This is a genomic window from Kitasatospora cineracea (assembly GCF_003751605.1).
Lineage (GTDB): Bacteria > Actinomycetota > Actinomycetes > Streptomycetales > Streptomycetaceae > Kitasatospora > Kitasatospora cineracea.
In genome coordinates this window covers 3,217,015-3,242,673 of record NZ_RJVJ01000001.1, presented here as the reverse complement: position 1 = coordinate 3,242,673, position 25,659 = coordinate 3,217,015, and the positions used below count along the sequence as shown (strand labels likewise).

General features: G+C 71.2%; 27 protein-coding genes. 3 read left to right on the top strand and 24 right to left on the bottom strand.

What is annotated here, in order from left to right; genetic code table 11:
• Positions 1-13: 13 nt before the first annotated feature.
• Together EDD39_RS14770 and mobF are read right to left on the bottom strand one after the other, a co-directional pair.
• Positions 14-622, bottom strand: a complete 609-nt coding sequence (locus tag EDD39_RS14770) for a hypothetical protein (RefSeq protein WP_148089448.1) — start codon at positions 620-622, stop codon at positions 14-16.
• A gap of 71 nt (positions 623-693) precedes the next feature.
• Positions 694-5,718, bottom strand: coding sequence for a MobF family relaxase (gene mobF / locus EDD39_RS42065; protein WP_148089447.1), 5,025 nt, complete (start codon positions 5,716-5,718; stop codon positions 694-696).
• A 315-nt stretch (positions 5,719-6,033) separates the two neighbouring features.
• Here mobF and EDD39_RS14760 point away from each other — a divergent pair, with 315 nt between their 5' ends.
• Positions 6,034-6,498, top strand: a complete 465-nt coding sequence (locus tag EDD39_RS14760; protein ID WP_148089446.1) for a hypothetical protein — start codon at positions 6,034-6,036, stop codon at positions 6,496-6,498.
• Positions 6,499-6,582: 84 nt separating this feature from the next.
• Positions 6,583-7,473, top strand: coding sequence for a hypothetical protein (locus tag EDD39_RS14755; protein WP_148089445.1), 891 nt, complete (start codon positions 6,583-6,585; stop codon positions 7,471-7,473).
• Between the two features lie 93 nt (positions 7,474-7,566).
• Here EDD39_RS14755 and EDD39_RS14750 read toward each other — a convergent pair whose 3' ends face one another.
• The 17 genes from EDD39_RS14750 to EDD39_RS14670 all read right to left on the bottom strand — a co-directional run bounded on the left by EDD39_RS14750 (position 7,567) and on the right by EDD39_RS14670 (position 20,333).
• On the bottom strand, positions 7,567-8,565 hold the full coding sequence (locus EDD39_RS14750) for an HTH domain-containing protein (RefSeq protein ID WP_123556277.1): 999 nt from the start codon (positions 8,563-8,565) through the stop codon (positions 7,567-7,569).
• Positions 8,566-8,749: 184 nt separating this feature from the next.
• Positions 8,750-9,889, bottom strand: a complete 1,140-nt coding sequence (locus tag EDD39_RS14745) for a hypothetical protein (RefSeq protein WP_148089444.1) — start codon at positions 9,887-9,889, stop codon at positions 8,750-8,752.
• Between the two features lie 44 nt (positions 9,890-9,933).
• Positions 9,934-10,782 carry a phosphoadenosine phosphosulfate reductase domain-containing protein gene (locus EDD39_RS14740; RefSeq protein WP_123556273.1) on the bottom strand — a complete coding sequence of 283 codons (849 nt, stop codon included), beginning with the start codon at positions 10,780-10,782 and terminating at the stop codon, positions 9,934-9,936.
• A complete protein-coding gene (locus EDD39_RS14735; protein ID WP_162870026.1) occupies positions 10,745-11,662 on the bottom strand; it encodes a DUF2637 domain-containing protein in 918 nt (305 codons plus the stop codon). The genes EDD39_RS14740 and EDD39_RS14735 overlap by 38 nt, the downstream gene beginning before the upstream one ends.
• Before the next feature lie 87 nt (positions 11,663-11,749).
• Positions 11,750-12,229 carry a hypothetical protein gene (locus tag EDD39_RS40915; RefSeq protein WP_244256726.1) on the bottom strand — a complete coding sequence of 160 codons (480 nt, stop codon included), beginning with the start codon at positions 12,227-12,229 and terminating at the stop codon, positions 11,750-11,752.
• An 87-nt stretch (positions 12,230-12,316) separates the two neighbouring features.
• Positions 12,317-12,832: a hypothetical protein gene (locus tag EDD39_RS14725; RefSeq protein WP_123556268.1), complete on the bottom strand. Its 516-nt coding sequence runs from the start codon at positions 12,830-12,832 to the stop codon at positions 12,317-12,319.
• Between the two features lie 274 nt (positions 12,833-13,106).
• Positions 13,107-13,379 carry a hypothetical protein gene (locus EDD39_RS14720; protein WP_123556266.1) on the bottom strand — a complete coding sequence of 91 codons (273 nt, stop codon included), beginning with the start codon at positions 13,377-13,379 and terminating at the stop codon, positions 13,107-13,109.
• Positions 13,380-13,459: 80 nt separating this feature from the next.
• Positions 13,460-14,608, bottom strand: a complete 1,149-nt coding sequence (locus EDD39_RS40910; protein ID WP_123556264.1) for a DUF932 domain-containing protein — start codon at positions 14,606-14,608, stop codon at positions 13,460-13,462.
• 118 nt (positions 14,609-14,726) lie between these two features.
• Positions 14,727-15,254: a hypothetical protein gene (locus EDD39_RS14710; protein ID WP_123556262.1), complete on the bottom strand. Its 528-nt coding sequence runs from the start codon at positions 15,252-15,254 to the stop codon at positions 14,727-14,729.
• A gap of 64 nt (positions 15,255-15,318) precedes the next feature.
• Positions 15,319-15,768 carry a hypothetical protein gene (locus EDD39_RS14705; protein WP_123556260.1) on the bottom strand — a complete coding sequence of 150 codons (450 nt, stop codon included), beginning with the start codon at positions 15,766-15,768 and terminating at the stop codon, positions 15,319-15,321.
• A 490-nt stretch (positions 15,769-16,258) separates the two neighbouring features.
• Positions 16,259-16,531, bottom strand: a complete 273-nt coding sequence (locus tag EDD39_RS14700; RefSeq protein WP_123556258.1) for a hypothetical protein — start codon at positions 16,529-16,531, stop codon at positions 16,259-16,261.
• Between the two features lie 48 nt (positions 16,532-16,579).
• Positions 16,580-17,002: a DUF2958 domain-containing protein gene (locus EDD39_RS14695; RefSeq protein ID WP_123556256.1), complete on the bottom strand. Its 423-nt coding sequence runs from the start codon at positions 17,000-17,002 to the stop codon at positions 16,580-16,582.
• Between the two features lie 491 nt (positions 17,003-17,493).
• The gene (locus tag EDD39_RS14690) at positions 17,494-18,402 is read right to left on the bottom strand and encodes a hypothetical protein (RefSeq protein WP_123556254.1); all 909 of its coding nucleotides are present in this window, start codon (positions 18,400-18,402) and stop codon (positions 17,494-17,496) included.
• Between the two features lie 52 nt (positions 18,403-18,454).
• The gene (locus tag EDD39_RS14685) at positions 18,455-18,724 is read right to left on the bottom strand and encodes a hypothetical protein (RefSeq protein WP_123556252.1); all 270 of its coding nucleotides are present in this window, start codon (positions 18,722-18,724) and stop codon (positions 18,455-18,457) included.
• A gap of 73 nt (positions 18,725-18,797) precedes the next feature.
• The gene (locus EDD39_RS14680) at positions 18,798-19,466 is read right to left on the bottom strand and encodes a hypothetical protein (protein ID WP_123556250.1); all 669 of its coding nucleotides are present in this window, start codon (positions 19,464-19,466) and stop codon (positions 18,798-18,800) included.
• Between the two features lie 64 nt (positions 19,467-19,530).
• Positions 19,531-20,037 carry a single-stranded DNA-binding protein gene (ssb, locus tag EDD39_RS14675; protein WP_123556248.1) on the bottom strand — a complete coding sequence of 169 codons (507 nt, stop codon included), beginning with the start codon at positions 20,035-20,037 and terminating at the stop codon, positions 19,531-19,533.
• Between the two features lie 14 nt (positions 20,038-20,051).
• The gene (locus tag EDD39_RS14670; protein WP_123556246.1) at positions 20,052-20,333 is read right to left on the bottom strand and encodes a hypothetical protein; all 282 of its coding nucleotides are present in this window, start codon (positions 20,331-20,333) and stop codon (positions 20,052-20,054) included.
• Positions 20,334-20,979: 646 nt separating this feature from the next.
• Between EDD39_RS14670 and EDD39_RS39570 the strand changes: the two genes are divergently transcribed.
• The gene (locus EDD39_RS39570) at positions 20,980-21,141 is read left to right on the top strand and encodes a hypothetical protein (RefSeq protein ID WP_162870025.1); all 162 of its coding nucleotides are present in this window, start codon (positions 20,980-20,982) and stop codon (positions 21,139-21,141) included.
• A 151-nt stretch (positions 21,142-21,292) separates the two neighbouring features.
• Here EDD39_RS39570 and EDD39_RS14665 read toward each other — a convergent pair whose 3' ends face one another.
• The 5 genes from EDD39_RS14665 to EDD39_RS14640 form a co-directional block, all read right to left on the bottom strand.
• Positions 21,293-21,973 (bottom strand): Fic/DOC family protein, encoded by a 681-nt coding sequence (locus EDD39_RS14665; protein WP_123556244.1) that lies wholly within the window; start codon positions 21,971-21,973, stop codon positions 21,293-21,295.
• 2 nt (positions 21,974-21,975) lie between these two features.
• Positions 21,976-22,182, bottom strand: coding sequence for an antitoxin VbhA family protein (locus EDD39_RS14660; protein WP_123556242.1), 207 nt, complete (start codon positions 22,180-22,182; stop codon positions 21,976-21,978).
• 224 nt (positions 22,183-22,406) lie between these two features.
• Entirely contained in the window at positions 22,407-23,084 is a 678-nt protein-coding gene (locus EDD39_RS14655; protein ID WP_123556240.1) for a hypothetical protein, read from the bottom strand.
• Positions 23,081-23,632 carry a hypothetical protein gene (locus EDD39_RS39565; RefSeq protein WP_162870024.1) on the bottom strand — a complete coding sequence of 184 codons (552 nt, stop codon included), beginning with the start codon at positions 23,630-23,632 and terminating at the stop codon, positions 23,081-23,083. Before EDD39_RS39565 ends, EDD39_RS14655 begins: the two co-directional genes overlap by 4 nt.
• Positions 23,633-23,736: 104 nt before the next feature.
• A complete protein-coding gene (locus EDD39_RS14640) occupies positions 23,737-25,458 on the bottom strand; it encodes a ParB/RepB/Spo0J family partition protein (RefSeq protein WP_162870023.1) in 1,722 nt (573 codons plus the stop codon).
• Positions 25,459-25,659: the final 201 nt, after the last annotated feature.

Sequence of the window (25,659 nt, the reverse complement as noted above, 5' to 3'; positions counted from 1 at the left end):
TCGGGTCCGACCGCTAGGCCGCGGAGGGCGCCGCTGGCTCGGGAGGTTCAACTTCGCGTTGTCCTCCTCCCGAGCTGACCGTCGCAACCCCCGGAGGCAAGCCGTTCTGAGCTCGGATCACCTCCGCTTGCGCGCGGATCAACTCAGCCTGCGCAGTCATGACGTCCGCGCTGGCCTTGCCCTTGGCAGTAACCAGCTTGGCGAAGACCCCGACGATACTGGCGATCACGCAGCCCACAACACCGGTGATGCTGACTACGGCAGTTACGACGGGGCCTGCGTCGCCGGGGCCGAGCTGGCCGTGAGTGTTCCAGTGCTCGATCAACACCGCGATGCTGCACCAGGCGAGAGCTGTGCAGACCCCCACCAAGAAGATGATCAAACCGATCAGGGCAACCCGTGGGCCACGCCGAAGGTCTCGCTCATAACGCTGGCGGCCACCATCAGGCTCGGACCGGAGCCGGACTACCAGCCTTCCGCGCCAGCCGGTCGGGCGCCCACTCGACAGCTTGTTGAGTGCCCACCGGGCTGCCAGATAGTCACTCAGTCCGATCAGGGCAGCAATCGTCCCTCCGAGCACAGCTAAGACCGTGGCCAGCATCACCAAGGAGTTCATGCGCATGCCGTCGATCAAAGCAGTCCGACGCTCGGGTTGTCGGGCGAACTGCCCGACTCGGTGACGGTGGCCGTCGCTCAGCGCAGTCGCGGTCCCTGTTGGTCCTGCTGGATCTGCTGCGGGCGCGGTTGGAGCGGCTGCCGCTGCTCGGCCGGGCGCTGGGCCGGGGCCTGGCGCTGGTCGATGGGCTCGACTCGGCGGTTCGGCGCGGGTCGGGCAGTGCGGGTGCCGGGCTGTCCGCCGCGTTGCTGGAGCTGGTCGCGGTGGGCCTGGCGCTCGGCCTGGCGGCCGGCTCGGCGGCGCTCGGCGAGGGTCGGCTGGCGTCGGTCCTCGATCTCCTGCTGCACGGGCTGGGCGGCCTCCGCGGTGAGCTGGCGGCGTTCGGCGAGCACCATGCTGACGGACTCGGCGACGTGCTGCTGGGCCAGGGCGGCCTCGTCCAGGCGCGGGCGGCCGACAAGCCAGGACGCGCCAGTCCGGACGGCAACGGCACGCAGGACCTCGGCCTGCTCCGCCTCGGGCAGCGTGCGGTAGACGTCGGCGGCGAGTCGGCGGAGGGCCCGCTGGTCGCTGTCCGCGGTGGCCGCCGCCGGAGTGCTCGGGGCGGTGGCGATGCGGCGGGCGGCGATGGCTGCTTCGGCGGCCTGCCAGTAGGCGTGGTGGCCCGTGCGGCTCTCCTCGATGTACGGGCCAGCCGGCTGGGCGGCGTTGTCGTCGGTGACCCGGTACTGGTCGCGGTAGGCGGCGACGACGGCCAGCTGCTTCTCCCACTGAGTCCGCAGGGTGGGGTCGGTCGGGGCTTCGCCGAGGGTTCGGCTCCACTCCGGCCGGTTCTCCACGGTGCGGTCGCCGAGCACCGAGACGCGGTTGGCGATCAGTGTGGTGCTCTCGCTGAGGTAGTCGTGGTGGCGTGGGTTGGCGGCGATGGAGAGCGGCACCGGGCTGATCCAGGCCGGGAGGTCGGCGCGGCCGGAGGCGGCGCGGGTGTGGGCGAGGGCCTGCTGCTGGGCGTGCTGGAGAAGTTCGGGCAGCGAGGTGCGGCCGGTCGCCTCGGTCAGGGTGGTCTCCGCGGTGGTGCCGGTGCTCTCGATCGCCTTGAGGGTCCAGGCGAGGGTGCGCCACAGCTCCGTTTCGGCGCGGTCGTTCTGCTGGGCGGCGGTGGCCGGGGTGTTGGCGGCGAGGTGGCGGCCGATGCGCCAGGCGAGGACCTGGCTGAGGCTGTCGGCGCCGGTGAGCGGGCGCTGTTCGGCGACCTGGCGCAGCAGTACGGCGGGTTCGTGGCCTGCGGTCTCGGCGCGGCGCAGGGCGGCGGTGAGGGCGGGCCAGGTGTTCTCGCCAAGGGCGCGGGTGGCGTGCTCGTTGCCGAGGACGGTGGCGGCGAGGGCCTGGTGGCGGAGGGCTTCGGGGGCCTGCTGGTGGTGTTCGGGGATGCCGTCGGTGGCCAGGTGGGTGCGGGCGGCGCGGGTCAGGGCGGTGACCGGGTCGCTGCCGCTGGTGGTCTGGGTGGCGGCGGTGGTGAGCAGGGTGGTGGTGTCGCGGCCGGTGCGCTCGGCGGCGGCCAGGGCGCCGGCGAGGTGGGGCCACTGCGGGTGGGCGGTGATCTTGTCGGTGGTGGTGTTGAGCGTGCTGGCGGCGGTGGTGGCGTAGCGGTTGAGGGTGTCGGTGGAGACGTGCGGGTGCGCGTCGGCGGCCTGGGCGGCGGCGGGCGCGATGCGCAGGGCAGCCGGTTCAGTGGTCGCGGTCTCGGGGACGAGGCGGTGGGCGGGCAGGCCGGTGAGCTGCGCGACCAGGGCGGCGTAGCGGGTGGTGTCGGCGGTGGTGGGTGCGTTGAGGTGGGCGGGTGCGGGGCGGTCTTCGGTGATGGTGTTCAGGCGCCAGGCGAGAGCCTGGGCCGGGGAGTCGGCGGTGTTGAGGTCGCCGCGCCAGGTGGCGGCGGCGAGCAGGCGCTCGGGCTGCCAGCCGTCAGCTTCGGCAGTGCGCAGGGCGCGGGTGACGGCGGTCATGGCGTCGTCGGTGGTGATCTGCTCGGCGAGGGCGGGGCCGAGGAGTCGGTGGATGAGCTGGTGGTAGTAGGGGGCGGTGAGGGTCTCGACGGCGTGCTGGTGGCGGGGCGCGAGGGTGGCCAGGGAGACGGCGTCCTCCTGGGCGCCTCGGATGGTCTCGGTGGCGGAGAGCTGGGCGCCTTCGCGGCCCAGGACGCGCTCCAGCACCTCGCGGGCGGCGAAGGAGTTGGGGTCGTTCTTGGGCTGGTCGAGTTGCTCGTCGGTGTCGAACGGGAGGAGGTCGTGGGTGGCGGTGTAGAGGGTGGTGGTGTGGCGGGCGCGGCTGAGCTGGACGTACAGCTCCTCGCGGGTGGTGTCGTCGGTGACCAGGGGGTGGGCGGTGTCGACGGTGCCGCCCTGGGAGCGGGTGATGGTGGAGGCGTAGAGCAGCTGGACGTTGGCGGCGACGTACTCGGCGGGCAGGGTGAGGCGTCCGCGGTGCTCCAGGTGGCGGACCTTGAGCGAGCCGTCCTCGTACCGCTTGAGGACCTGCCAGGCGTCGCCGTTCTTGACGAAGTCCGCGCCCCGGTTGGTGGTGATCTTGCGGTTGTTCTCGCGGGTGACGATCCAGTCGCCGCGGCCTGCGCGGTTGCCGTCGCGCAGCAGGACGCCGTCGGTCTCGACCTGGCCGGCGGCCACGCGGTCCTCGCGGGCGCGGGCGGACAGGGCGGTGACGTCGGTGCCGGTGCGGGCGCTGATCAGGGTGGTGCGGCCGGCGAGCATATCGGCCTTCCAGCCGTCGTAGGCGGCTTCGACCATGGCGGTGCGCGAGCCGCTGACTACCCGCTGGTTGGCGAAGTAGAAGTCCAGCCCGGCGGCGTCGCCGGTGCGGATCTTGAGGGTGGCGGTGGCCTCGTCCTGGTTGCTGAACCGGTGGAGGGTGGTGAGTTCGACGGCGCCGGCTTCGGCGGCGATCAGCCGCAGCGCTCCGCCCGCTTCGACGCTGCCGAGCTGGCGGTAGTCGCCGAGCAGGCGCACGCTCGCGCCGTGCTCGGCGGCGATGCGGGTGAGGCGGTCCAGGTTGAGGGTGCCCGCCATCCCGGCCTCGTCCACCAGGACGACGTCGCCCGGGTTCAGCACGAAGCCCGCCCGGTTCGACGGCACGTTCTGGCCGCTGCTGAGCTGGGCGGCGTAGGTGCCGCCGGTGTGCTCCCAGAGGAACTTGTGGAGGTTCTCGGCGGGCTGGCCCAGGTCGCGGGCGAGGACGGCGGCGGAGGCCGCGGAGGTGGCGAGCGGGACGACGCGCTGACCGGCCTGGTTGGCGACGTGGACGTACGCCTGCATCGCGGTGGTCTTGCCGGAGCCGGCCGGGCCGAGGCCGAGGGAGACCAGCCGGGTGTCGGTGGCGAACGCGGTGACGAGGGCGCGCTGGCCCTCATCGAGCGCGCGGTTGCGGGCCTCGAAGCCGTCGATCGCGGCGCCGACGAAGGCCGGGTTCAGCCCCTCGTTGACGGGGGTGAGGGCGGCGTCCACCAGGCGGCGCTCGGCGTCCAGGATGGCGGTGCTGGTGTAGCGGGTGGAGGCGTGCCGGACGAACACGGAGTCGCCGTTGGCGCGGCGCAGTTCCTCGGGCTCGTCGAGCAGCGCGGGGGCGTCGACGCGGATGCTGTGGGCCGGGGAGACGGCCTCGGTGACGATCGCCTCGACCAGCTGCCGGTGCTCGGTGGTGCTGGTGGTGGGGTGCTCGGAGCGGGCCAGGCGCTCGGCGTGGGCGCGCAGGTTCCACACCGTCCACACCGCGCGCTCCTCGCCGACGGCGGTGATCACGGCGGCGGCCAGGGTGGGGATCTCGACCGGCTTCGGCTCCTCCTGCCGGGCAGTGGCCGGGGTGCTCTCGGGCGCGGGGACGGCCGCCATCACGCGCTGGACGATGTCCTGGCCGTGGGCGGTGGTGACGGTGTGGGTCCAGTCGGCGCGCATCTCCTCCAGGGAGCGGGCGGCCTTCTTGCCCTCGCGGGTGTCGAGGTTGGCCTGGCGGGCGAGCTGGTGGGTCATGCCGCGGGAGGGGTCGTGCCCGTGGTCGCGCCGGTACTCCCGAAGGAGCTGCTCGTAGCGGGCTTCGATCTCGGTGCGGCGTGAGGAGAAGTGGGTGAGCGCCTCGGTGGGGACGCCGGCGATCTCGCGCACCGGCTGGCGCTTGGTGGCGGAGTCCTCGCGGGCCTCGAAGGTGACGCCGAGCCGGGCGGTCAGCTCGGTCTCGAAGCGGGAGTTGTAGAACTCGCTGGTGGCGACGGTCATCGCCAGCAGGCCGCGGGCGTCCAGCGAGCGCCACTTCCCGTCGGCGCCCTGGATCTTGTTGGCGATGACGACGTGGGTGTGCAGGTTGGGGTCGCCGGCCCGGGAGTCGTAGTGGTCGAAGGCGACGGCGACCAGGCCCTTGGTGTCGATCTGGGCCTGTCCGGTGCTGCCGGTGCGGGTGTGCGCGGCGTGCTCCTCCAGCAGCTCCAGCGCGGCGTCGCGGGCGGCCTCGTGGGCCTCGCGGACGGCGGCGCGGACCTCCGGTCGCTCGTCCAGCGCCCACAACACTGCGGCGGACTTCACCGGGGCGAAGACCAGGTCGAAGCCCGCGACGGCGGCGCGCTGGCGGCGCGACTCCTCCTGCTGGACCTTCTTGACCTCGGCGCTGGTGGGGGTGCGCCGGGTCTCCTTCTCGATGACGGCCAGGCGCCGCTCGACGCGCTCGGCGAACGGATCGAGGGGCTCGTACTCGGGGTACTTGCGGCCGAGGGTCGCGGCCTTGATCGCGGCGGCCTGGACGGCCTTCAGCTGGTCCTCGTCCATGTCGGCACGCACGTTGGCGGCCAGGTGCTCGGCGATGATCCGTTCGGCGTCCGGGTGCTGGCCGAGGCCGAACAGGTGCTTCATCTGCTGCTCGGTGACGGTGGTCCCGTCGAGTCCGAGCAGGGGCGCGCCGCGGCCGAGCCAGACGCCAGCCGGGTTGCCCTTCTGGGTGTAGTACTCCTCGGCGGACTGCCCCCGCTGACGCTGCACGTCGCCGCCCGCGACCTGGCGCGTCAGGTAGGTGTAGCCGTTGCCGGCGGTGAGCTTGTGGATGGTCATCAACGCGACCACCCCCAGCTTTCCGATACCCGGATGAGGGTAGGCGCGGCAGCTATTCGAGCCGCCGTTTCACCTGCCTCACCAAATGCCATGTGAGCACTTTAGCCCCGCGCAGCGGACCATGCTCAGAATATCTGCAAGAGGTGTCTGGATGGCTTCGTGATGCTGGCAGATTGCCTGATCAGAGCGCTCACGGGAGCGGACGTGTGACGTGCGCCTCGATTTCCTTCTCGGATTCTCTCGATGTTTATCGACGCTTATCAAGAGGGATTCAAAGGGGTTTGCAGACTAGGCTTTTCCGGTTATGTTCGGTGCATGAGTGGACGAATTTCGGCGTCGCGGGCCAGTGCGGTCCGAGCGGCGCAGCAGGCGAAGGCAGCGCGGGACGCGGTGCGTCTCAAGCGCGAGCGGCAGGTGGAGTCGGCGCTGGCCGACTTCTACGAGCAGACGGGCAGGGCGGAGCATCTGCGGGCGACCGCACGGGCTCGGGCGGAGAAGATCCTGGCGGAGGCGGAGACGGCGGCGTTGGAGCCAGAGCGGCTGGCGCGCGAGGCGGTCGGGAAGCTCGCCGATCTGGGTGAGCCGCGCGATCAGATCGCGGAGCTGACGGGGCTGTCGCTGCCGGAGGTGCGGACGGTCCTGGCAGAGGTTGCGGAGGCCGGGAGGCCGGGCAGCGGCGACCGCCGGGACACCGATGCGATCGCGACCGCGGGGCCAGATCCGGGAGGTGCGACAACCGGCTGCGGCGACGCTGCGGGCGGCGAACCTGCGCAGGGATGATGGGTCGGTGCCGGTGATGCTCACACCGCCTCGACCGCCAACGGCGTGAGAAGATGCGACGGTATTCGAACTACTGCCTGGGGCGTGCCACTGATGATCCAGAACCTTGATCAGTGGGTCCAGTGGAGCGGCCTGCTGCTGGGCACTCTGATCGCACTGGGCTCAATGGTCCGGTCCGCCTTGAACAACTTGATGGCTCGGCACGGTCCATCCCCGGTCCTCGGTGTCGTCGCAGGGGTGGGTGTCGCCGCGTTCCCGTCGCTGTTGCTGAAGGTGGCACCGGCCATCTGGGGCTCGGTGGCCGGCTCGCCGACGGCCGAGCCGGTGGAGACAGACAGCGGCTTCGAAGTGCCCTGGGGCGTCCTCGGTTCTGTGGCGGTCGGCGTTGCGGCGGTGGCCGGGGTGGCCCTCGCCGCCGTGGCGGTGCGGAGGCGCCGGGCGGTCGGCCGGGCCGCGCGACTGCGGCGTCAGCAGATCGAGGATCGACACGATCTCGTGTTGGAGCAGTACGGCGCGTTCTGCTCCGACATCCTCGCGGTGCTGGAGCGTCCGCTGCTGACCGACGTCTCCGTGCGCGAGACCGCCGAGCTGGTGCACGCGCTCGCTGCGGCAGCCGACGCCCGAGCCGCCGGGGCGGAGAGCCCTGCAGAGTACGGGCGGGCGGTAACAGCGCTTGAGATCGCTTGGCAGGTCGCTGATCGCCATGCTCTCAAGGTCGGTACTGGTCAGCTGCCGGAGCGGGAGCGCGCGGCGGTCGCGCGGGCACAGCGCCTGCTGCGCACCGCGCTGGGTGAGGGGGCCTCCGACGCCGAGCGTCAGACCGCCTACCGCCGGGCCGTGGAGCTTCTAGAGGGGATCGTCGTCATCCCTCGGGAGGTCACTTCGGCGATCGAGGGACGGGCGCGGCACCGCATGCTCCTCAAGTCCTACCCGGAGCCGGCGGGTGCGGGCAGCAAAGACGCCGTGCGGCGCTAGTCGAGGTGATCCTGCGCGCTGGCGGGGCTGGGGAGAGACGAAGGCGCTGCCGACCGAGCTGGTCGGCAGCGCCTTCCTGTTGTTCTGCGGTCGCTACTCGGCGGCCGGGGGGTTCCAGAAGGCGTCGAAGACCTTCGGGTCGTAGCGCTTCCCGTCCTCGGTGTCGATCGGGCTCGGCACGGGCTGGCCGGCTTCCTGAGCGCGGGCGATGCGCTTGCTGATCGCGCTGAGGCTGACGCCGTAGTACTTGGCCAGCTCGGTCGCGGTGCGGTGGGGTCCTCGGAGCCAGGCACGGTGTTCGACGCTGCCCTGCTCGTCGTAGCCGAACTCCCGGAGCACGGCGCGCTGCTCAGCGGTCGGCTTCCCCGCGGTGGGCAGGTAGCCGAGCTCGACCAAGACGGCGCGCTGCTCGCTGCCGAGCGGCCCGGAGGCTGGCAGGTAGCCGAGCTGCCACAGCAGCGGCAGCAGGGTGTCAGCGGGCCACACCCGCAGTCGGCCGACCTTGGTGCTGAGCGCGGCGATCTCGGGCTTGCGCACCAGGGTCTTCACGGCCTGCGTCCCCTTGCCGGTCAGGCGCTCGATCATGGCGGTGGTGACCTTGTCGAGCACCGGCTGAGTGGTGGGCTCGGCGGCGGGAGCGGGGGGCTGGACCGTGCCGCGGGGGCCGGTGCGGCTGGACCGCCGGCCGAGCCAGGCTTTGACCTCGCCCCAGCTGTAAGTGCCGAGCGGGTCGGCGGCGGGGAACGGGTCCGCGCTGTTGCGGTAGGCGGAGGGCATGCGGCTGACGGTCTCGCGCAGTCGGCCGGTCCGGCTGGCGATCTCGGTGAGGGTGACGCGGTCGTCGTCGGTGCCGGGCAGTTCATCCGGGTTGACGCGGGTGGCCTGGTTGTCGCGCATCCAGCCGGCGACGGCCTCACGCGGGTACCGCTGCTCGCGGTGGTCGCCGGGTTCCTCGGTGGGCCACCCGGGCTCCTTGGCCAGGCGGCGGACGGTGGACTCGGACAGGCCGGTCGTGGTCGCGATGTCGGCGACGCTGAGGCTGTCCGAGGGGGCCGCGTCCAGGCGTTCGGCGAGCGTCGGGGCGGGGGCCATCGGCTGGTCTCCTTGGGGTGGTTGTTGGGGGGAGAAACCCTCCCCGGCTCGACATGGACTAATCTACCGGCGCGGAGTCGTGGTCTTTCGGGATCGGTCTTCGTGGGAGGGGGCCAGCGGCTTGCCCAGCCGGATCATCGAGTCCGGCACGGCTTCGGCCGTGCTGCTGGCCCCCGTCTTCCGTTCACGCCGCGAGCGCGACCGGGGGCACGAGATCGGCCTGGTGGTGCAGTCGGTCCCACCACGCCGCGAAGGCGGGGCGCTCCTTGTCTGCGACACCTGCCGGTGCCAGGGCCAGGGCCATCTCGATCGCGGGGAACCCGCTGGTGCGGGGGATGATCTCGGCCCTGCTGATCCCGTAGCGGTCGGTGGCGGCTCGGCCTGCGGCGATGGCCGCCAGCGTGGCGGTGGCATCGGTCCGGCTGCCGCTGAACACCGTGCGCACACTTCGCCAAGCGGCGCCCTTGGCGGTGGGGTTCTGCCGTCGGGGGTGGATGATCCGCCGGACCTCGTAGACGCTCCAGCGCTGCCGCCGAAGGTGCTCTTCGAACGCGGCGAGGACGTCGGCCAGGCCGTGAGTGCGGGCGAGGTCCTGGGCGGCCACGGTGCCGTAGAGCTTCGAGCGTGGGTTGAGGGCCATCGCGGTGTACTCCAGCGCGAGGGCCTGGGCGCCGATGGCCGGCTCCGCCCGCCAGCGCTCGACCAGCTCGGCTCTCCCGCGCCGCCCGGCGGAGAACGGGCAGTACCCGCAGGCGGACCGCGTCCACGGTTCTCCGAAGCGGTCGAGCAGGTACTGCTCGCACCGGTGGCGGTCCCACCCCCAGCCGTCGATCAGCGGGTACTCGGGGATGCGGCCGATGGCGGTGAAGCCCTCGTCCCTCTCTGCTCGACGGATTTCTTCGCTGGCGAAGCCGAGCACGTGCCGGAACGGGGCGCCGCGGAACTCGTCGCCCAGCCAGCCGTCGAGCACGTCTCCCTTCGCGTGCAAGCTGCACAGGCGCCGCTTGGCGGCGATCTGGGGAACGGTGCCGCTGGCGCGGAGTTCGTCCGACAGCCGCCACGGTCCGCGGGTGATCAGCCGGCGCGGGCTGCGGGAGTCGTCCAGCACGGTGTAGCCGCCGCGCTGGCTGGTCCTGCTGAGCTGGACGAATCGCACGCCGTTGTCGCGCATCAGCGGCAGAAGGTGCTGCTCGACCAGCTGCCGGGTGATGTCCGGCTCGTCGCCCGTCATCGCGGTCAGCACGGTCAGCCGGTCGAGCGGGAAGTCCCGGCTGGCCGGCTCGGTGAACCACCGGGCGGCGACAGCGGCACTGTCGACTCCCATGCCGAAACTGAGCACGACCGGCAGGGCCTCGGAGGCGGTACGGGTCATGCGGCGCACGCCCCCGTGCCGTGCGGGGGCGTGCGGAGTGCAGCCCCGTACGGGCGGGCGGCCCGTACGGGGCCGGGTTCCTCACGCCCGGCGGCGGTGATGATCTCGGCCATAGACAGGTCGCGGCGGAATGGCACACCGATCTCGTCTTCGACCAGGGCGTAGTCGAGTGCGGTGTCCGGGGCCATCCGTGCGGCGGTGATGAGGGAGCGGCGGCCGGCGAACGGACACAGCTTGCAGGACAGGCGGTCGAGCTGCTGGTAGACGGGGTGGGGCGGGATGCCGCTGGCCCGTACGGTCTTCCACACGGCGTCGGTGCCGAGCTGGTGGATAGGCAGCCAGGTGGTGACCTGGCGCCGGCCGGAGCTGGCTCCGCGGTCCAGGGCGACGGCGGGCCGGCGGGCGCGGACGGAGCTCTCGGCAGCGCGGAGCCCGAGTTCGGTGACGATGTGGGCGGGCCGGCCGGTGACGCCAAGCCGACCGGTCAGCTCGGTGTAGAACTTCCGGGCCACGTCGCGCTTGAGGTAGCTGCGGCAGAACGGGGTGCTGGGCCCAGGCCAGCGGCCTCGTTCGCGGACCAGGTCGAGCAGGTGGCCCCGCTCGCGGCGGCGGACCTCGTAGGGCAGTCCGTACGCGGCTGCCTGCTGGGCGGCGAGTGCGGGGACGCCGGGCCACTCCGCCGTACCGAGGTCGAGGTGGAGGACGACGGTGCGTTCCAGCATCTCGTCGGTGGCGTTGGTGGCCCAGAGGTGGAGCATCGCGGCGCTGTCTTTGCCTGCGCTGTTGTTCAGCACGTAGGCGTCGGCGTTACGCAGCTGCGGCGGTATGTGGAGGGTGGTGCTCATGTGCGGGTTCCTCGTACGGGTTCGGTGCGGGTCGGGAGGTGAGCGGGAGGGGCTGGTCGTCGGCCCCCTCAGCCGTGCGGAGCGGGGTGCGGGGCCGCGGGTCTCCCGTGTGGACGGGGGGCTCCTGCACGGAGCCGGGCTCCGTACGGCCGTTGAGCGTGCGGGCGTCGGCCACCCGCTTCTCGCACCACGACCGGCTGTAGCCGGTGCTGGTGGTCAACTCGTCGTAGTCGGGGCGCCAGTCGGGGTCGGCGCGCATCGCGGCGAGCAGGTCGGTGATGACGCGCAGCTTGCTCGGCCGCTCCGTCGGCCGGGCGGTGGCCAGCTGCTCGCCGGGGTCCTCGGCTTCTGCTTCGCCGGCCTCTTCGGGAAGGTCCTCGGTCTGGGGCCGGTCGTCCGGCTCCGCCAAGGGCAGAGCCGGCGGCGGTGGGTCTGCGGCGACGTCCTGGTGCTCGCTGGTGACCACGGTGGTGAGCGGTGGGGGCGCGTGGTCGGTCCGCTGGCCGGTGGGACGGGACTCTACGATCCCGGCGGCGGCGAGGAACGCCAGGCTGGGCCAGGCTGCCATCACGTATCCCCACGGGGTGGGCCGGGCGACGGCGAGGTTGGCGGCGAGGCTCATCGCCACGCCGAGCACGAGGACTCCGCGCGGCCAGCGGGCTGGCTGTCGGGCGCGCTTGCGGCGGCGGATCTCGGAGACGGCTCCGAGCGCCATCAGCTCGACTGAGACGGCGATGGCGTAGGCCACCCATCCGCTCTGGCCTGCCTCGGTGGCGGTCTGCACGACGTGCGTGAAGGAGACGGCGAACGCGCAGACGCCGAGTATGCCGACGGTGAGGTCCGCGGTGAGCGCGTCCCTGTCGGTGGGGGTCGGAGTCACGATCTTGTTCTCTCGGGTTTCGTGGGCAGGTGCGGTCCGGTTGCCCTCCGGACTGCACCCGTTGATCGGTTGGGGTTGAGCGAGTCGTCAGTGCGCGGTGCTGATGTGCTGTCGACGCGCGTCGTCCACGTAGCCCTTGCCGGTGTGCTTGATCGACCATTCGCCGCAGCTGCATTCGGCCCTGGAGTAGGCGCGTCCGGGACACCCCGAGGTGAGTGGCTTGCCGGAGGTGGTGTGCCTGTGCTCGGGCGGGCATGCGGTGCCGTCGGCGTGGTGGTCGGTGCGCGGTGCGCGGAACCGAGCGGCGGCGGTCTTCTTCGCCGGCCTGGCGGGGAACGGGATGGTCACCCGTCCGAGGTCTTCGCGGCTGGAGGCTTCCTGCTGGGCGTCCCACTCGGCCTCGGTGTGGGCGTCGCCGACGCACAGCGGCTCGGTGTGGTCGAACCAGGTCTTCCGGTCGCTGGCGACGATGCGTTCCGCCTCTGCCTTGGCGGCGTCGGCGGTCGGGGCCAGGACGGGCACCACGTGGACGGTGATGACGTCGATGGGGACGATGAACTTGGGCATGCTGGTGTCTCTTCTGTGGGTGATCAGGGCGGTGAGGTCTGGCTGGGTCTCGGCGCGGTCCAGGCGTCCGGGGCGCACCGGCGCGGGTCAGGTCGCGGGGGTGCTGGCCAGGTGCTCCCAGGAGGTGCCGTTCCAGAACTGGGTCACGGCACCGATGGTGAGCGGCAGCCGGAGGGCAGTGTGCGCGCGGCGGCGGTCGTCCGCGGTGGCGGGCATCGGGATGGTGCCGCTGATGGTGGCGGTGCCGTCAGGGCCGACCTCGCGGAGCAGGGTGCGGCCCTGGAGTGCCTGAGCGCGCAGTGAGCGGCCGACGTTGAACTCCTCGATCAGCAGATCGAGCAGCAGGGAGAGGTTGACGGGCTGGCCGTCGAGTCGGCAGGCGTCGGCGAAGCGGGCAAAGTCGGCCACGTCGAAGTCGCTGTGGGGCACGAACTCCGTGGCGTCCCCGTCGCCGTAGTTTTGAGCACTGCCGATCTTGCGGCTGCCGTGGCTGAGGACGGCCAGGAACGGAGTTGCCCGGAGCAGCGTCAGCTCCTGGCAGCTGGTGACCTCGTAGCGGGGCTGCTCTGGGGTCTGGAGCCCGGTGTGGGGCAGGGTCGGCACGTGGTTCTCCTGGTGGTGCGGGAAGCGGTGAAGGTGGGCAGCAGGCGGCGCCGCGCGGGGTTGGGCCGTGGTGCGGGGTCGATCCCCGCAGCTCGGCGCTCCCGGCCGGGGGCCGCCCGGGTGCGGGCGGCAGGGGCCGGCGGGCGGTGCGGCGGGCTGGTGCTCGGTGGGTGGGCTGCGGGAGGGGTTGGGCCGTGGTGCGGGGTCGATCCCCGCAGCTCGGCGCTCCCGGCCGGGGGCCGCCCAGCTTCGCGCTGGGCGGCCGGTGGTTCGGTCAGCCGGGCTGGTCCGCCTCGGCGACGGTGTCGGTCAGCTCGCGGGCGACGGCTTCGATGCCGATGGTCACCCGGTGGAGCTGGTCGCGGGCCTCGGCCGCGCGGTCGGCGCAGAGCGTGTAGTAGTCCTCCTCCTCGTCGGGGTCGACGGGGAAGTCTGCGCGGTTCGGGTCGTAGGACGGCAGCGCCGTACGGAGCTTGTCCTCCCACTCCTCTTCGAAGGTGGTGACGTCGGCTACGAGGTTGCGAAGGCGTTCAACGGCGGTGTTCAACGGGCGTCCCGGTTCTCGTGGTGCGCTGGTGGCGTTCTGTGGCGGGCCGCCCGGCCCTGGTGGGCCGGGCGGCGGGGCGGTCACAGGGAGGCGGCCAGCTCCATGGCGCGGATGCCGTGGGCTTCGAACTCGTGGGCGTCGTCGGCGTCGGGGAGGGTCTGGGCGACGGAGGTGACGGCGTGCATCACGCCACCGGCGGAGAGGTCTCCGCCCTGGATGAAGTGGGCGAAGATGTCGGCCCGGCGCTCCTCGGTGAACTTGAGCCGCTGGGCGACGGTGGTGATGGTGGCCTCCGGGTTCTTCACCCGGGTCGCGGCGGTCTCCTGGATGGACCGCAGCTGTCGGACGACGTAGTCGTGGTCAAGGAATGTGCTGACGGCGTCGGTGGTCTGGGAGGCGATGACTTCGAGCGTGCGGGCCTGGGTGGTGTCGCTCCACCGGATCACTCCGTCCTGCTGCTTGCCGCCGATGTGCACGGAGCGCATGACGTCCTTGGTGATCACCATTCCGTTGTCGCAGACCTGGACCACCAGTCGGGGCACGATGGTGAATGCCCCGCACCCGGTTTCGCTGTTGCTGATCTCGAACCCGGCGAAGACGGTCGGGTTGTCGGCCCCACGCGCGCCGCTGAACGGGCTCCGGTAGTCCTTCAGGAGCTCCGGCGCGTAGGCGCTGACCTGCGGGGCGGTGATCTTGACGTACATCTTCCGGTCGGTGAGGTCGCACTTGTCCAGCCGGACCTCGACACCGGCGTCCCGCACGCCCTGGAGCGCGGCGGTCAGGATGTCCAGATTGTCAATGATCCGGTAGCTGGGGCTGAGGAACGCGCGAGCGGTGCCGGTGTCCTCACCCTGGGCCGGGGTCAGCGTGCGGACCATGAACGACTTGTCGGCGCGGCTGTGGTGGCTGAGCCACCCGTTGACGTTCGCGTCCCACAGGTGCGGGGCCTCGGTCCGGGTCTTCCGCAGGTAGCCGACCGGAATGCCGAGCTTCTCCGCGACGCCGGATTCGCACACGTCGGTGAGCCGGTACTCCGCCTGCTTCCTGGTGACTCCGTCCGGGGTGAGGTCGTAGTCCGCACCCTCGATGATCAGTCGGCCGCCCGCCGCGTGGATGTTCTGGACGGGGGCGACGACGTCGGTCTTGCGGGGGTGCTGCTCGCGCAGAATGCCCACGATCTCGGAAAGGCTCGCGTTGCGGGTGGAGGTCCTGGCCAGGGTGATGGTCATGTATGAAGTCCTTCGCGCGTGTTCGTCTGTCGTGGGTGCCGACCGGGGTTGCCCTCCCCGCCCAACAAGTACAAGTATGCCTCACTGAGGGTTTCTTGTCAACTTCAGGGGCATGGGTTCACCATGTCATGGCGTTCACCTCGTCCGACATTGCACGGAAGTGCGGCACGGTGACGGCGACTGCCCAGCGGCGGGCGCGGGCAACGGTTGCGCCGCTGGCCGCACCCCAAGCGGCGGCGGCGGGCAGGCCCGGCCGGACGGGCAGTTCGGGGCTGATCACGTAGTGCGCGCCGGAAAGGTAGGCGTCATGCCAGGCATGGCCGATGGTGTGGAGCGCCAGCACGAACGACCAGCGCAGTTGCCGCCGGGGGGTGAATCCGCTTTCGGAGAGAGCAGCGGCCACGCGGGCGTGCGTGTCCGCCAGGAAGGCATCGAGCCCGACCAGCGCGCGGCAAGCCTGCTGCCAGTCTTCGACGGAGAGGGTCGGCATCGGCGGGAGCGTGGCCGACTCGGCAGGGGCGACCTCCCGGACGACGACGGCAGCGGCGTCGAACTTCTCGCCGATGTCGCGGAGGATCGCCAGCACCTCGCGGGAGCGGGCCGGACGGGCGACTTCGGAATCATGGTGGACGTCGATGATCTTCAAGGGGCACCTCCTGGGAGTACGGGCCCCGGCCCGGCGGATCGCCGGGCCGGGGGTGGGCAGTGGATCACCGGAGGCCGGCCGCCCACAGCAGACCCGCGAAGCTGCGGGCGAGGTCGGCGATGTCGTCCCGCCCCCTGGTCCACGTCGGAACCTGGTCGCTGCGGACCTGGGCGTCGGGGTCAGACCACATCGCCCCCTGGAACAGGACATACTCCTCACCCGGCGCGGGGATGCGCAGTTCCCACGTGCCGAGTTCCTCGCACATGACCTGGACTGCGTAGGTGCGGGCTTCGCGGACGATCACGACGGTGCGGGGCGCGCGGGGGATGCCGAGTTCGGTGAGCCGGTGATCGAGATCGACCGCGACGGCGAGGCGCTCGGCGTAGGGGAGTTCGGCGATGGCGTCGGGGGTGAGCCAGCACCAGGCGCAGCCCGACCCGCCGCTGTGGCCGCATTCGGCCTGCTTGGCCGCGTTGATCTCTTCGAGCCGAGCGCGGTCGAGGGTGATCGTCATGCGATGACGCCTTTCGTTCGATCCATCGTGGGTGTCGGTCGGGGTTGCCCTCCCCTCCCAACAAGGACAATATTACCTCATTGGGGGTTTCCGGTCAAGCTCGAAGGCGCAGTTCGGCACGCCGGTCCGACGGCTGACGGACCGTCAGATCAACGGGCGCACCTCCCCCGTCCCCCCGACAGCTGCCTGGGGTCCGGGGCAAAGAGGCCGTCCGGGTCAAGGGCCGGCCGCAGGCCGGTGGCGCAGCCACGCGACCAACGGGAGCGCCCTTGAAGCGGGCGGCCGGCTCCGGATACTGGGCCGCGGAGGGGGGCCGGGGGAACCGCGCAGCGGGGCGCCCGGACCAGAAGAACGCCGCGCCGAAGGCGCGACCGCATCCGCCGCCGCAGGCGGCCGGCGGCGACAGCCGCCCAACAACACCGCCGCGCCGAAGGCGCGACCACTCCCCCCGCCCCCGGCCCCGGCGATTGCCGGGGCCGGGGAGTCGGCCTCAGTAGGATTCGGCGAGCCGCTCGTACGCGGCCTCTTCGCGGTAGCGGCGGTACGCCTGGTGAACGAACTCTTCGCGGTCGCCCGTGACGCCGACGGCGTCGGCCAGGTGGAGCGCGGAGGTGATCAGGTCGGCGATGATCGTGGCCGTGCCTTCGGCGTCAACGGGCTCGTACCGGTACGCGGCGGGGTCGGCCGCGATGAAGGCGCGGAGGGCGACCAGCGCGGCGTCGGCGGAGTCGTCGGCGAGGCGCTCGATGGTGAGGGCGGTCATGTTCGGCTCCCTGTTGCTGCGGGTGGATGGGCGGCTCGGGGTGCCGTTCTACGAGGCCATGGCTGGAATGTCGGCCGCGCGGGTGGGGGTGAAGTCGAGGTCCCTCTCGACCAGGATCGGCAGGCTCAGGGCTCCCGGGCGCGGAGCGGGGGTCAGGTAGAGCTCCTCCAGCTCCACCAGGTGGATGTAACCCCACTCGCCCTCGGGGTAGTTGACCCTGGCCCAGCCGAAGGCCAGGCCGCTGGCCGGGTCCACCTCGGCGATGTACCAGTCCGAGCCGCCGGTGAAGTAATGGATGTGGAGGGTCTTCTCCTCGAAGGACTGCCCGTCGGTCGCGTAGAGCGCGGGGATCTTCTCCAGGTCGGCGAAGGGCGGGTAGAACTCGTGCCCGCGCACATGGCGGTTCTGCTCGGGCATCGCTCCCCAGGCCCAGCTCGCCGGTTCGACGTTCGCGCTGTGCAGTTCGGTCATGTTCGGCCTCTCGGTTCGCGCTTCGTGGGTGTCGGTCGGGGTTGCCCTCCCCTCCCAACAAGGACAATATTACCTCGTTGGGGGTTTCTGGTCAAGCTCGAAGGCGCAGTTCGGCACGCCGGTTCGACGGCTGACGGACCGTCAGATCAACGGGCGCACCTCCCCCGTCCCCCCGACAGCTGCCTGGGGTCCGGGGCAAAGAGGCCGTCCGGGTCAAGGGCCGGCCGCAGGCCGGTGGCGCAGCCACGCGACCAACGGGAGCGCCCTTGAAGCGGGCGGCCGGCTCCGGATACTGGGCCGCGGAGGGGGGCCGGGGGAACCGCGCAGCGGGGCGCCCGGACCAGAAGAACGCCGCGCCGAAGGCGCGACCGCATCCGCCACCGCAGGCGGCCGGCGGCGACAGCCGCCCAACAACACCGCCGCGCCGAAGGCGCGACCCAACCCGGTTGGGCACCGCGACCGGGGTGGCCGGTGGCGGTGCCCAACCGGGGCTAGCGGGGTGCTTCCTCGTCTTCCCGAGGGGGAGCCATCGGAGCGAGGGTGGGATGGACTTCGGCGATGCGGCGGAGGCGGCAACGGGCGTCGGCTCGGGCGGCCTTGCTCGGTGACTCCTGGCTGGCCTCGGTGAGGATGCGCGCGAAGCTGGCGAGGGCGGCGGCGGTGGGCAGCATCGTGCGGCGGGATTGGAAGATCGCCGCACGATCGCCAAGTCGGCGGGCGGCGGCCCAGGAGCGGTAGACCTCGTGGTCGGCGGAGGTGAGTGGCTGGCGGCCGGCCAACCGGGCGTCGATCCAGTCGGCCAGGTGGCCTCCGACTTCGACGGTCGTGGTGCTCGTCCCCGGGTGGCGGAGCCGGGTCCAGCGGTCGATCTGGGTCTCCAGCACGCCTAGCCTGTCGACGGCTGGGCGGAGTTCGTCCGCCTCGCGGGTGGCCCGTGCCAGCTGGCGGTCGGCTGCCGACCGGAGGTAGCGGGTGTGCTGTGCATGGCGGTGGCGGTCCAACCGGTACTCGTTGATGATCTTTTGTCCGACCTCCTTGGCGCGGGCGCGGGTCTTCTCGGTGGCCAGTTCGTAGGTGCTGCGGTGGAGTCGGTCCCACGGGTCACGGTCGATGGGTGTGCCGGGCTCGGGGAGCGTGATGCCGTCGTAGATCCAGGAGTTGTAGACGGCGAGTCGATCGGTGTAGGTGCTGGGGCCCTCGTCCGGGTCGTACCGGCCGGAGACGAACCGCAGCCGGGTGTAGGCGTCGGGGTTGTCGGCCGCGCCGGGGGTGGCCTCGGGGTGCAGCGTGATGGTGCCGGTGACGTGGGGCGCGCGGACGGTGTAGTAAGTGAGGCCGGTCTCTGCGTGCTCGACCTCGTAACGGAGCAGCAGGCGGGTGGAGGTGTAGGTGGTGATCAAGAGTTCTCCGGGTGGCAGGCCGGGCCCGGGTGGCCCGACCTGCCGGGTTGGGTCAGCTTCGGGCGGCGGTGCCGGGCAGCAAGGGCGGCCCGCCGTGCTGCTCGGCGGCCTGGTTGATGGCCTTGGGCAGGCGGAGCACCACGACGGACTGGAGCCAAAGCAGACCGGCCACGACCGCGAGCAGCGGGTAGGTGATGAGGAGTTGGTCCCGCAGAGCGGAGGCGGCGGTGGCGGCGATGACCACCAGGACGGCGGCGAACATGCCGCGTTGAATGGTGTTGATGGTGCGGGTCAGCTCGCTCGGGGGCGGGACCGTGGGCATGGTGGAACCTTTCGTCGCTGCTGTTCGGCTGGTGGAACAGGGTGTCGGGTGGGCCTTGGGCTGCGTGGACGGCTCACCCTCCCATGGGGACGGTGCCGTGGTAGAAGCGGGGAAGGATGGTCAGCAGCGGCAGGGGGCTGCCGGGGTGGACGTCCTCGGGTCGGTAGTCGTCGCGCGGCATGGCCACGCTGATGAGGAGACAGTCCTGGCCGAGGAAGTCGCGCCCGATCCACCGCGAGGCGTAGACGGTCTGGGGTAGCCACGAGTGCTCCGCACTGCGCCGGATCGGTGCCAGCATGGACTCCGTCAGCTCCTCGACCGTGGGCGGTAGCGCGTCCGGCTCGCGCCAGCGCCAGACCGGCGGTTCGTCGCCTGCCACTGCCGAGGGGATCGGGTTGTTCCGCATGGCCCACCGCACGAACGGCAGGGTGGGGCCGTGGCTGAACTTTCCAGGGCCTCGTCCTTCGGAGAAGTAGCGTTCGTACCGCAGGCCCCTGCCCTGGTAGCGCCAGACCAGCCGGAACTCGCCGCGCCCGCGCGCGGTGTCGGCCGACGTCTTCACCACCCATCCGTCACCGGTGTTGGTCTCGTCCGCCGGGGACCACGCGGCATGGGCGTTCCAGCCGTGGCGACGGGCGTAGGCAACGACGGCGGCGACGCTGGCCGGTGTCTTCCTGGGGGCCGGGCCACCCGGCACGGCGGCGGTGCTGACGGGTTCTGAGTAGAGGGTGGTGGTGCTCAAGCTGTCCTTTCGTGGGCGGGGCTGGCCAGGGCCGGGCGGAGGGCTCCGCCCGGCCTGCGGGAGGTCAGCCGACCATGGCCGGAGTCGGCCAGGAGCCGACAGTGGGCGGGACCGCCGGGGCGGGCGGGACCTGGACGGGCGGCCAAGTCGCCTCGAACGCGCCGGTCGCGGGCGGGGCGGTGGCGGCTCCCTGCTGGGCGGGTCGGCTCCCGGCCTTGGTGACCTCGACGGTGGCGAAGCGGAGGCACGCCCCAACCTCGTCAATCTGGAGCTCGGTGTAGACCTGGCGAGGTCCGTCGGCCGGCTGGTGGGTGCGCTGCTTGAGAACGCCGGTCACGACGACGCGCGACCCCTTGGCCAGGCTCGCCGCGATGTTCTCCGCGTACTGTCGCCAGGCGACGCACGGCATCGAGATGGAGTCGCCGTCGCGGTAGTTGCGGGTGGAGCTGTCCCACACTCGTTCGTTGGAGATGACGGTGAAGGTGGCCCGCGCGGCTCCGCTGTCGCTGTACTTGAGCGTCGGGTTGTCCGCGAGGTTTCCGACAATAGTGATCTTGGTTTCGCCTGCCATGGTTCCTGCTCCTCTTAGCGTTCGATGTGGGCGCCGCCGCGCGGGCCCAGGGTGATCCGGAGATCCGGACCGCCACCGAACGGCACTCCCACCCCGGCCATCTCCTCCGCTTCCGCGAGCATCTGCCCGTCGGTGATGAGGTAGAGGTCGGCGAACGACTGCTCGGTGCAGCCGGTTCGGGGGTCGCGGGCTCGGGTCCGCAGCCGGTCCGCCGCTTGGCGGATCGACTCGACGGGCTCGGGATTGCCGCTACCGGAGAACGGATTGGTGAAGTAGGCGATGTAGCGCGGGCTCACGTCCGGCCTCCGATCGTGCCGTGGTCTCTGTCTGTTGGTCGGGGGTGCCATCCCCTCCCAACAAGGACAATATTACCTCGTTGGGGGTTTCTGGTCAAGCTCGAAGGCGCAGTTCGGCACGCCGGTCCGACGGCTGACGGACCGTCAGATCAACGGGCGCACCTCCCCCGTCCCCCCGACAGCTGCCTGGGGTCCGGGGCAAAGAGGCCGTCCGGGTCAAGGGCCGGCCGCAGGCCGGTGGCGCAGCCACGCGACCAACGGGAGCGCCCTTGAAGCGGGCGGCCGGCTCCGGATACTGGGCCGCGGAGGGGGGCCGGGGGAACCGCGCAGCGGGGCGCCCGGACCAGAAGAACGCCGCGCCGAAGGCGCGACCGCATCCGCCACCGCAGGCGGCCGGCGGCGACAGCCGCCCAACAACACCGCCGCGCCGAAGGCGCGACCCAAGCCGAACGCAGCCCCAACCTCCATGTATTCTTCGGAGTTGGGCGTACATTGCGAACGGGGCTCAGTACAAGCGAGCAGCGGTCTGCTGCTCGCTTGTACTGAGCCCCGTTCGCAATGGCGGTCTTTGGTTGGATCACTTCACAGGTGGTCGGGCTGAGGCTGCTTGCCTGCGGTTCGATCGCTGGAAAGGCCATCGAACGACGTGGACTGGAACGCCCTGACCCTCTTCCTGCTGGCCGCCTTCGGCGTCCTCGGCCTGGTCGTCACGCAGTTGACCGCATTGGTCAAGCAGTTGCCCGAACTTGTCGATGCGCTCCGGAAGCTCCGCGAGTCGTTCAGGGGACGCGGAGGCGGCACTGCGTGATGTTGTCGCCTGAGCCCTCCGGTCCTCTACTCTAGAGTTCCGCTGCTCTCCGTTCGCGGGGTGCTGTGGTCTCTGGCCGGTGGATACGTGCCAACGCCCTTCGGGGTACCCGCTCGCGGGTGTGTCCACCGGCCTTCTGCATATTCAGCGGTCAGGGACGGATGGTCGGCGGGCTGGCCTGCTGGACCGGCGGCGGCTGGATCAGCTGCGCCGGGGCCGTGGTCCTGGTGGTCGGCGTGGTCCTGGTGGTGGCCGGCTGCTCGATGGTGAGGTCGGCGAGCATCGCGCGGACGGGCCCTGTGTTGCCGTTGAACGAGGCGATAGACGCCAATGTGTTGCGCTCTGGGTCGAGTCGGGTCCAGTCGATCGGGTGTCCTGCGTCGGCGGCGAGCTGGCCGAGAAAGGCTCTCTGCGCCCGTCCGTTGCCCTCGCGGAACGGGTGCAGCGCGTTGACGTCGCCGTACAGGTCGGCCAGGCCGGTGAGGAACTGGTCGCGGTCGAGGCCGCGGAGGTGGTCCCGGCGGCGGGCGAGGCGGCCGAACACGTCATCGGCGAAGCCAGGGATCATCCGGACGAGACAGAACTGGGTGTTGCCTTTGGCGATCTCGATGGAGCGGACTTCGCCGGCCCACGGGTAGATGCTGCCGAAGACCTCGCGGTGGAAGCTCTGGAGGTGGGCGAGGTCGTAGCGGCCGGGGACGGGCTTCTCCGCGATCCTGGTGAGGCGGGCGGCGGTGATGTCGGCTTCGGCGGCGGCGAGCTGCTGCTGGTCGGTGATGCCGAGCCGGTTGCGCAGGACGCCGCTGTCCGGATCAGCGTAGGGGTCGGCCATGCTCAGTGAGCCGTCTGCTCTACGCCCGGTGCGCGGTGGCGGGCCTCGGCACGCTGGACCAGTTCGTCGGCGGTGATCACCCCGGCCGCGTACTCCTCTGCGTCGGTGAGGTACTCCGCGCTGGGGGTGAGACCCTCGGCTCGAACCGAGCCGGTGGCGGAGGAGACCGCTCTGCGGCGGTCCTCCGGGGTGGGGGCGGGGCGGTGCATCGGGTTGACTCCTCGGGTTCGCGCCGGGTGGACGCGGATTCTCTCATCAGCGTACGTGGCCTCTGGGAGTGGCTGCTGGTGCTCGGACGGTCGGCGGGTCGGGCGCGGCAGGCGGCCGACTTCGGACGGCGGAGGCGGGCGCGGGGGTGGGGGCTCGATGCCCCCTCCCCCGCGGTGCCGGCCGCTCGGCCGCCCAACCCGCGCGGCGGATCGGGCGGCCGGTGTCAGGCAGCGAGCTGCTGGTGCTCCTCCGGCGGAGCAGGCAGGGCCTGCGGTTCCGCCCGGCTGGCCGCCCGCTCGATCACCGCAGCCTGGACGGCCGCCCAGGTTCTCTCCTGCGTGATCTTCTCGCGGAGCGTGGCTGCCTCCGTCTCCAGCTCGTCAATGACCTTCTGGTGGTGGCGGTGCCGGGCGGGGGCGTGCTGTTCGTCGTGGGCGCGGCGCAGCTCGGCCGCCCACGGGCGGGAGAGCATGTGCCGGGTGATCGCGTGGACGATGGCGGCGGTCCTGCGCTGGGTGCCCTCCGGTGCACTGGGGCAGTAGGTTCCCCCGATGTCGCGCCGGACCACCAGCCACCGGTGGCTGGTGGGGTCCATCTGCTCGGGGTGGAAGACAGCCCGCTCGGCGAGCCGGACACCGTAGACGGTCGGCGCGTCCGGGTAGTTGGTGGTGAAGGGGTTTCGGTCGGGCTTGCCGTAGGTGATCTGGATCGCGTTCCCGTCGCAGCACCGGGTGTAGTAGTGGCCGGACTCCCACCCGACGGTGATGGTTCCGCCCAGCTCCGGGATTCGGTAGAGGGCGGCCCCGATCTCCCAGTCCAGGGTGATCGTGGCATGTATCCGGTAGCCGCCTTCGGTGACCAGGGTGACGTACTGCGGGCCAGTGGGCCGGGTGCTACTCACGCAGCCGCCTTGGCGAGCACCGGAGCCGTGACGTCGCCGAAGCGGGGCAGCGCTCCGGCGGCAAGCTCCTCGGCGGAGGGGAGGTTGGCCCATCGGCGGGCGGCGTGGCGGTAGGCGGTGGTCCAGAGGTTGAGCTGGCTGGTGAACGCAGCCTTGTCGGTGACAACGGTCAGCAGGCCCCCCACACTGACACGCAGCTGCGGCGCGCGGGTCGGGCTCAGCTTCGCGGGCAGCGTCTCCACGACTGCCGGGGGTACCGGGCGGTCAAGGCGAAGGTGCCCGGACACCGCCCCCTCGGGCGCGGGTACCGTGCCGGACTCCGTCCCGGCGAACACGCGGTCGGCGTGGTCTGCCACACCGGTCCACGCCTTGTACGCCTCGTACGCGGGCTGCGGGTGGGCCAGGCGGACGCGGACAGACGGCATGGTCAGCAGGATCGTGCGAGCGATCAGCACCGCGTGGGCTTCGTGATTCCCCGCGAGATGGACAGCAAGATCGGCTCGGACAGTGGGCGGTCGGTGGTCGGTGGTGGCGAGGTGCAGGTGCACTGGGTCCTCCGGCGGAGTGGTGGTGTGTGGTCAGCAAGCCGGGGGTGCCCGGTGCCATCAGACACCCCCGGCTCGTTCAGGCTGGGACTCTCGCCCCCTCGGGCCTAGGCGGCAATCGGCTCGTTGATCTCGGGGTACATCGCCTCCCAGTCCTTCCCCGAGTCATCCGGGCCGGTCCCCGCGATGATCGCCAGATGCCGGCTCAGCTCGTCTTCGGCCTCCTCCGGCTCCTCCTCGGCGGTCAGCTCCGGCTCGCCCGACTCCTCCTCGGCCTCCTCGCTCTCCGAGTCCTCGTCGTACTCGTCCGCGTCGGCCTGTCGGGCAGCCTCCGCCGCTGCCTTCGCTGCGGCCCGTGCTTCGGACTCCGCGATCTTTGCCCGGAGTTCGGCCACCAACTCAATCTCAGGGTCCGTCAGCGGGTAGCCGTGGGCGGTCAGGAAGTCGAACCACTCCAGTGCGGCCCACTTGTCTCCGTAGCCAGAGAGTGCCTGTCGGACCGCGCGCTCAGCCCGCACCGCAACAGCGGCGAGCAGTACCAGCGGCAGCCGGGCCTCGGCCATCCGTCGGGTGAAGCGCTCGAACCGATCGGTACGGTCGTCGTCACCCGGCGCGTTGAGGTACACCAGCACCTCGGGGCTGGTCTCGTCCGCTCCCAACGTGTAGAGCAGCCGAAGAACCTTCTTCGTCATCCCCTTGGGCACCTTCTTGGAGCGGCAGAGTTCCTGGATGTACTCCACTCGCACCTCCTGGGAGATGGCCAGTGCCTCCCGGCGCTCGCGCGCGGCCTGCTCCGCCGCCGCCTTCGCGGCCTGCTCCTCGTCGCTGAGGAAGTTGTAGGAGCCGGAGACGTGGTGCCCGTACTGGTGGGGGTCACGGCAGAGGAACGTGGCCTTGAGGTCTCCCGCCTGGTGCTCGTTGAAGAACGCCGCATGCCCGGGGCAAGCTGCGTGCGTCTCGGGCGTCAGGACCACGCCGTCAGCATCGGCGAGACGGTCAACCTTCACCTCGCGCGATCCACCCCAGCTGAAAGCCTGCGGTTCGCCGACCATCCGGACGTTGATGGCAGCGAGCGCCTGGGCGGTCTCCGCTCGCAGCGCGGCCCGTTCCGCCTTCCGCCGCTCGTCCTTGATGGCCCAGCTCAGACCGTGCCCGTTCTCGATCTTGGCAAGGAGTCGCTTGTACGCCTTCGGGTCGCCCTCGAACTCGGCGAGAGCCTCGGCCTCCTCGAAAGTCAGCGCGCCCTTGTCGACGGCGGCGCGGGCAGTCTTCGGCATTCCGGCCAACGCGATCGACGCCCGGACCTTCTTCGGGTCCTGCGCGACCCGGGTAGCGATTTCCTCGGCGTCAAGGCCCAGCTCGATCGACAGCTGCGCGTAGGCGTCGCCGATCTCGCTCTGCTTCATGTCCTCCCGGTGCATGTTCTCGATCAGCTGCGCGATGATGCGCGCCTGTTCGGTGGTGAGGTCGTTGCGAACGACGACGTCAACGAGTCGGCCGGCCTCGATCGCGCCCTTGGCTCGACGGTTGCCGAGGATGATCGCGATTCCGTCCTCATGGGGCGTGGCGATGATGGGCTGCACCAAGCCGTTCTCCCTGATGGACGCGACGAACTCGGTGTCCAACTCGGCCTTTCGGACGTTGCGAGTGAACGTCAGCTCGTTCGGGTCGACGTCTTCGAGAAGCACCTTCCCCGCGTTATCGGGCTGACCAGTGGGGCCGTCGGGGCTTTCGCTCGACTCGGCATCGGGGGCGACGGTCAACTCGTCCAGCTCCAGCGAGGCCAGCTCATCGGTCAGCAGCTCGACGGGGGCGAATGCGGTGGTCACGAATCCTCCAACAGGTGCATGGTCTCTGTCTGTTGGTCGGGGGTGCCATCCCCTCCCAACAAGGACAATATTACCTCGTTGGGGGTTTCTGGTCAAGCTCGAAGGCGCAGTTCGGCACGCCGGTCCGACGGCTGACGGACCGTCAGATCAACGGGCGCACCTCCCCCGTCCCCCCGACAGCTGCCTGGGGTCCGGGGCAAA